Origin of the sequence: Streptomyces niphimycinicus, assembly GCF_018883605.1 — a bacterium.
In the GTDB taxonomy this organism is placed as follows: domain Bacteria; phylum Actinomycetota; class Actinomycetes; order Streptomycetales; family Streptomycetaceae; genus Streptomyces; species Streptomyces niphimycinicus.
On the sequence record NZ_JAHLEM010000932.1, the window covers coordinates 1 to 5,719 of the forward strand.

The 5,719-nt window shown below is 73.2% G+C and carries 7 protein-coding genes and 1 pseudogene; 3 read left to right on the forward strand and 5 right to left on the reverse strand.

From position 1 onward, the window contains the following. Positions 1 to 514, forward strand: a 514-nt coding sequence (locus KN815_RS45640; protein WP_443732349.1) for an SCO6745 family protein, incomplete at its 5' end; no start/stop codon positions are given. A gap of 87 nt (positions 515 to 601) precedes the next feature. Here the strand turns inward: KN815_RS45640 and alc are convergent. The 4 genes and pseudogenes from alc to KN815_RS51980 all read right to left on the reverse strand — a co-directional run. Beyond that, complete coding sequence (gene alc / locus KN815_RS45645) at positions 602 to 1,747, reverse strand: allantoicase (protein WP_216347683.1); 1,146 nt, start codon at positions 1,745 to 1,747, stop codon at positions 602 to 604. Further along, complete coding sequence (gene allB, locus KN815_RS45650; RefSeq protein ID WP_372458638.1) at positions 1,744 to 3,120, reverse strand: allantoinase AllB; 1,377 nt, start codon at positions 3,118 to 3,120, stop codon at positions 1,744 to 1,746. Before allB ends, alc begins: the two co-directional genes overlap by 4 nt. 86 nt (positions 3,121 to 3,206) lie before the next feature. Beyond that, on the reverse strand, positions 3,207 to 3,647 hold the full coding sequence (locus tag KN815_RS51975) for an aspartate/glutamate racemase family protein (protein ID WP_308403712.1): 441 nt from the start codon (positions 3,645 to 3,647) through the stop codon (positions 3,207 to 3,209). A gap of 82 nt (positions 3,648 to 3,729) precedes the next feature. Further along, positions 3,730 to 3,855, reverse strand: a pseudogene (locus KN815_RS51980) (aspartate/glutamate racemase family protein); the annotation flags it as partial. A gap of 219 nt (positions 3,856 to 4,074) precedes the next feature. Between KN815_RS51980 and KN815_RS45655 the strand changes: the two are divergent. Then, entirely contained in the window at positions 4,075 to 4,866 is a 792-nt protein-coding gene (locus KN815_RS45655) for an IclR family transcriptional regulator (RefSeq protein ID WP_216347684.1), read from the forward strand. Between the two features lie 66 nt (positions 4,867 to 4,932). Here KN815_RS45655 and KN815_RS45660 read toward each other — a convergent pair whose 3' ends face one another. Beyond that, positions 4,933 to 5,250 carry a DUF5955 family protein gene (locus tag KN815_RS45660; protein WP_253209657.1) on the reverse strand — a complete coding sequence of 106 codons (318 nt, stop codon included), beginning with the start codon at positions 5,248 to 5,250 and terminating at the stop codon, positions 4,933 to 4,935. 281 nt (positions 5,251 to 5,531) lie between these two features. On the opposite strand from KN815_RS45660, the gene KN815_RS45665 reads away from it, so the two are divergent. Continuing rightward, a partial coding sequence (locus KN815_RS45665; RefSeq protein ID WP_216347685.1) for an NTP transferase domain-containing protein occupies positions 5,532 to 5,719 on the forward strand: 188 nt, incomplete at its 3' end.

The following is a 5,719-nucleotide window of genomic DNA, read 5'->3' on the forward strand; positions in this document are numbered from 1 at the left end:
CGCCGAGGCCCTGGTCCCCCGCGCGGCGGGCCTGGAGGGGTCCGGCCGGGTGCTGGCCGCCGCGAACGGCGCGCTGGACTTCCCCGACAAGCCGATCGAGCGGCTGTGGCATGCGACGACCCTGCTGCGCGAACACCGTGGCGACGGCCATGTCGCGGCCCTGGTCGCCGCCGGTCTCGACGGCTGCGAAGCCCTCGTCCTCCGTTCCGCCGTCGACCTCTCCCGCACCGAACTCCAGCCCCACCGCGGCTGGACCGACCAGGAGTGGGACGCCGCCGCCCGACGCCTGACCGACCGCGCCCTCCTCACCCCGGACGGCACCGCGACACAGACCGGACGCGAACTGCTCCAGACGGCCGAGACCGCGACCGACCGAGCGGCGGAACGCCCTTGGCGACCGCTGGGCCCCGACGAGGTGGCACCCCTGGTACGACTCCTCACCCCCCTGGCCACCGCCTGCGCCACCGCCCTCCGCTTCCCCAACCCGATCGGGGTCCCGAATCCGACGGCCTGAGCGACCGGGCCAGAGGGCGGCGCGCCCGGGGGGCTTGAAACTCTCGTTGCGGCCGGTTCCAGCGTGGGCGGCCCGCCGGGCAGGGAGCTAGCCGCTCAGTTGCGTATGGCGGGCGGCCAGCCGCTGTGCGCCGTGTTCGGTCAGGGTGCCGTGCAGGCGCAGGCGGGCGACGCCGCCGTCCGGGTAGATGTCGATGCGGACGTGGGTCACCGGCGGGGCCGCGTCGAGGACGAAGCGGTGGACCGTGTCGGGCTGGAGGCGGGTGCGGGGCAGGAGTTCGGTCCAGGACGGGGAGGCGTGGTCGGCCGGGTCCGCGCCGGAGGTGGCGTCGAGGCCGTACAGCGCCGCCCAGCCCGGTGCGTTGCCCTTGTAGCAGCCGGTGTCGATCTCCACGGCGCGCAGTGACGCCTGGGCGGTGAGGCGGTAGCGGACCCAGTCGTGGCCGGTGTCGCGGCGGCGGCGGGTCTCCCAGCCCTCGTCCATCTTGTGGGAGCGGCCGGGCTGGATGGAGTTGGCGGGCGGGGAGTAGAAGCGGTCGGAGGCGTCCTCGGCCGCGCCGCCGTGCTCCAGCGCCACCACGTCGAAGGTGCCGAGTGCGGTGAGCCACGCCGGGTCGGGGGCGACCTCGCCGTGGACGCGGAGTCGGGCGATACCGCCGTCGGGGTGCTGCTTGAGGCGGAGGTGGGTGAAGCGGCGGGCCACGGAGACGGGGAAGCCGTTGGCGGCGTGGCCGCCGATCCGCGTATGGGGGACGAGTTCGGTCCATACGACGTCGTCGGCGAGGAGTTCCTCGGGGGACGGGGTGCCGTCCACCGCCGTCGCCTCGACGCTCACCGCCCGCGGGTAGTTGCCGCGGAAGTGGGCGGTGTCGACGACGATGCCGTGGACGACCCCGGGCGCGCCGAGGCGGATCAGGGCCCAGTCGTGGTCGTCCTCGGCCGGATGCGGGGTGTCGGAGGAGGCTCCGCGCCGCCGCCGGGTCTCCCAGCCGTCCATGACCTTGCCCTTGTGGCCGAAGGCGGCGGGGTCGAAGTGCGGGGGTTCGGGCCGCAGCAGATTCTCGCGCTCGGCGAAGAACTCGTCGTTGGCCGCGACCACGCTGCCGCCGAGCCGCCGGTCGGCCAGGTCCACGAGGTGGGTGAAGGGGAGGTCGGCGGTCCGGTAGTCGGCGTACGGATCGCCACCGCCGTACGGGGCGGCGTCACCGGTGAAGCGGGGGGTCGGCGCGGTCATGTGCGGGGCTGCCTTTCCAGGAGTCGGCCGGTGGGTTCGCTCGTCGCGCCGCGGTCGGCGATCGCGCCATGGTCGGTGATCGCGCCATGGTCGGCGATCTTCCGGCCGCGCAGCCAGGTGGACCGTACGACGCCGTACAGCGTTCTGCCCGCGTAGGCGGTGACCTGGTTGCGGTGGTGGAGGGCGGCGGGGTCGACGGTGAAGGTCTCGTCGGGGGCGAGGACCGCGAAGTCGGCGTCCCGGCCGACCTCGATGGCGCCCTTACGGTCGAGACCGACGAGCGCGGCGGGGCCGGTGGACATCCAGCGGGCCACGTCGTGGAGGGTGTGGCCGCGCCGTCGGGCCGCCGTCCAGACGGCGGGGAGGCCGAGCTGGAGCGAGGAGATGCCGCCCCAGGCCCGCCCGAAGTCGTCCACCTTGAGGTCGGCCGTACAGGGCGAGTGGTCGGAGACGACGCAGTCGATCTCCCCGGCCGCCAGGCCCGCCCACAGGGCGTCCTGGTTGGCGGCCTCCCTTATGGGCGGACAGCATTTGAACTCCGTGGCGCCGTCGGGGACTTCCTCGGCGGTGAGGGTCAGGAAGTGCGGGCAGGTCTCCACGGTGATCCGGACGCCCTTACGGCGGGCGTCGGCGATCAGCGGCAGCGCGTCGGCGGACGAGAGGTGCAGGACGTGGACGCGGGCGTCCAGCTCGTGGGCGAGGGCGATGAGGCCCGCGATGGCCTCGTTCTCGGCGGCGCGCGGGCGGGAGGCGAGGAAGTCGGTGTAGCGCGGGCCGGTGGGCGGTGGGGCGCCGTCGATGAGGCGGGCGTCCTCGGCGTGGACGATCAGCAGTCCGCCGAAGCCCGCGATCTCGCGGAGGGCGGTCCGGAGCTGGTCGGGGGCGAGCGGGGGAAACTCGTCCACACCGGAGGGGAGCAGGAACGCCTTGAAGCCGAGGACGCCCGCGTCGTGCAGCGGCCGCAGATCCGGGGCGTTCCCGGGCACGGCACCGCCCCAGAACCCGATGTCGACATGGGCCGACCGCCGGGCGACGGCCCGTTTGACCTCCAGGGCCGGGACGGTGGTGGTCGGCGGGACGCTGTTGAGCGGCATGTCGACCAGGGTGGTGACGCCGCCGGCCGCGGCGGCGCGGGTGGCCGAGCCGAACCCCTCCCAGGCGGTGCGGCCGGGGTCGTTGACATGGACGTGGGTGTCGACGAGGCCGGGGAGGAGGACGTCGTCGCCGAGATCCTCGACCCTCGCGCCGTCCGGGTCGGGGGTGTCGTACGGCCCGACGGCCACGATGCGGCCGTCGGCGACGGACACGGAAGCCGCGCGCGGGCCGTCCGGGGTCATGACGCGTCGTGAGCGCAGCACCAGGTCCGGCCGCACCAGGCCCGGTGCCGGCTCCGGTTCCCGCTCCGCACGCTCTTCCCGATCCAGGTCGAACACCGCCACCAACCTATCGCTATACGGAATTAGCTTTCCATTGGGCGTTGAGTACGGCAAGTCTTTACTCCGCCACCGGGCGGGTCAAGACCCCACCCGTGGTGACCCGCGAGGTGATCAGCGCCTGGGCCATCGCGCCGCCGACCCTGGCCTTGGCGGACCTCAGACCGTAGATCCCCCCGGCGATGACCAGTCCGAAGCACCAGGAGAACGGGGCGACGTCCGCGAAGTAGGCGCTCCAGTACGCCCAGACCGGTGCCGCGCACCCCCGCGCAGCGCCCCAGCAGACCGGCCGTGAGCAGCCGGTCCCGGATCTGCGGCACGGCCCGGTCGAGGGTGGTGACGACGCCGTAGGAATGGCCGAGCATCATGGCCATCTGGGCGGCGGACTCGGCGATGTCGAGGACCGGAACGTCGAGCAGCTCCTGCGCCCCCTCCCGCCCCGGCTCGCCGAACCCGGCTATGACCAGCGCGTCGAAGGGTTCGTCGAATCGTCAGCCGGTCAAGTACGGCGGCGGCGCTCAGATATCCGTCGAAGTGACCCTCGATCGATTCGGGGCCCCACAGCGGCTCGGTGGCCACGATGGTGGTGCCGGGGCTCGCACTGGCCTCGGCGAGGTCCCGGATGGTGGCGGTCATGGCGGCTGTGGTGTTGGGATTCAGCACAAGGATGCGCATAGCACTCCCGCGACGACTCTATGCTTCCGTAAGATGGAAGTAGGTTTTCGAGATGCAGAAATTAGTCAGCGTGGTCACCCTCGTCAATGGATCGCACAGAGATCGTTGACAAGCGGCTACGGGAGGTCGCCGCGGGCGGGTAGGCTGCCCGTGGCCGGTCGGCCGCGGCGTCCGACGCGTGTGCGGGCCGGTGCCGACCGCTGTGAAAGGAACACCGACGTGCCGTCCGCCGAGTCCAAGACCGCCGCCACCACCGCCGGATCCGGTGGCGTCCAGTCCCTGGAGCGCGCCTTCGACCTGCTGGAGCGGATGGCCGACGCCGGGGGCGAGGTCGGGCTGAGCGAGCTCTCCACCAGCAGCGGGCTGCCACTGCCCACCATTCACCGGCTGATGCGCACGCTGGTGGCCTGCGGCTATGTCCGTCAGCAGCCCAACCGCCGCTATGCCCTCGGGCCCCGGCTGATCCGGCTCGGCGAGAGCTCGGCCCGGCTGCTGGGCACCTGGGCGCGGCCGTATCTGGCGCGGCTGGTGGAGGAGACCGGCGAGACCGCGAACATGGCGCTGCTGGACGGCGATGAGGTGGTGTACGTGGCACAGGTGCCCTCGCGCCACTCGATGCGGATGTTCACCGAGGTCGGGCGGCGGGTGCTGCCCCACACCACGGGCGTCGGCAAGGCGCTGCTGGCGGGCACGCCGCCCGAGGAGGTGCGCGCCCTGCTGGCCCGCACCGGTATGCCCGCGGTGACCGAGAAGACGATCACCTCGCCGGATGGGTTCCTCGACGCGCTGCGGCAGGTCCACGAGCTGGGTTACGCGGTGGACGACAACGAGCAGGAGATGGGCGTGCGCTGCCTCGCGGTGCCGGTGCCCGACTCCCCCGCACCGGCGGCCATCTCCATCTCGGGCCCGGCGGGCCGGGTGACGGACGAGGCCACCCGGAGAATCGTGCCGATCCTCAAGGAGGTCGCGGTCGAGCTGTCGGGGGCGCTGGCCAGCACCGGTTCCGCCTGACGGCGGAGCGCCACCGGCGGCGGGCGCGGCACGGGGCCGCCGCCCGGCTCGGTGGGGCCACCCGGCTCAGTCTCTCCCTATGCCCGTCCGGGGCGCGCCGCTGAACTGGTCGATCGCCGCGCGGACGCCCGTCAGGGCGGAGCCCAGCGCGCTGACCGAGCCCAGCGCTCCCGCGATGAGCAGCAGCGAGCGGCGCAGGCGGTGCAGCTCCGGCGCGCCGGTGCGGGCCATGGCATCGAGCGCGGCCAGCTCGTCGTCGGCGATCGCCCGGTCCGGTAATTCCGCAGGGTGGGCGGCCAGGTCACGCCTGAGCCGGGCCACGGCACGGCGCAGCTCGGCCGCCCTCGGATCGTCATCGGTGCCCGCCACTCGCCTGGCTTCCACGACTGCGGCGCCCTCCACTGACAAGGCATCGGGATCACCCCAGAGCCTCGCGCCATCGTTGGCCAACACTGCCCTTCGCCCCCTCGCGCCCTCTCGCCCTCTCGCACAGCCTGCCCCCTTCCCGCATGGCCGCCCCAACCCTCCACCTCACGTGGATTCGGACACAAGGGGCCGCGGATCAGTTAACGCCACTCAGTGCACGACGCGCTATACGGAGAGCGAAAATCAGACCGGCTGGGATGAAGCCCCCGCACGGCCCCCAGGTGCGGTAAGCAGGGCGCATGGATCGCACAACGGATGACTCCGCGCAGGTCGCCGGGATCGTGCTGGCGGCCGGGGGCGGCCGGCGGCTGGGCGGGCGGCCGAAAGCCCTTTTGACGCATCGGGGGCGGCCGCTGGTGGAGCACGCCGCGCGGGCGCTGCGCGAGGGCGGCTGCGCGCCCGTGCACATCGTGCTGGGCGCCGCGGC

Excerpts from the sequence above, each read along its gene's own strand:
- alc (WP_216347683.1), bottom strand. The coding sequence starts at position 1,747 with ATGACCGCGCCGACCCCCCGCTTCACCGGTGACGCCGCCCCGTACGGC.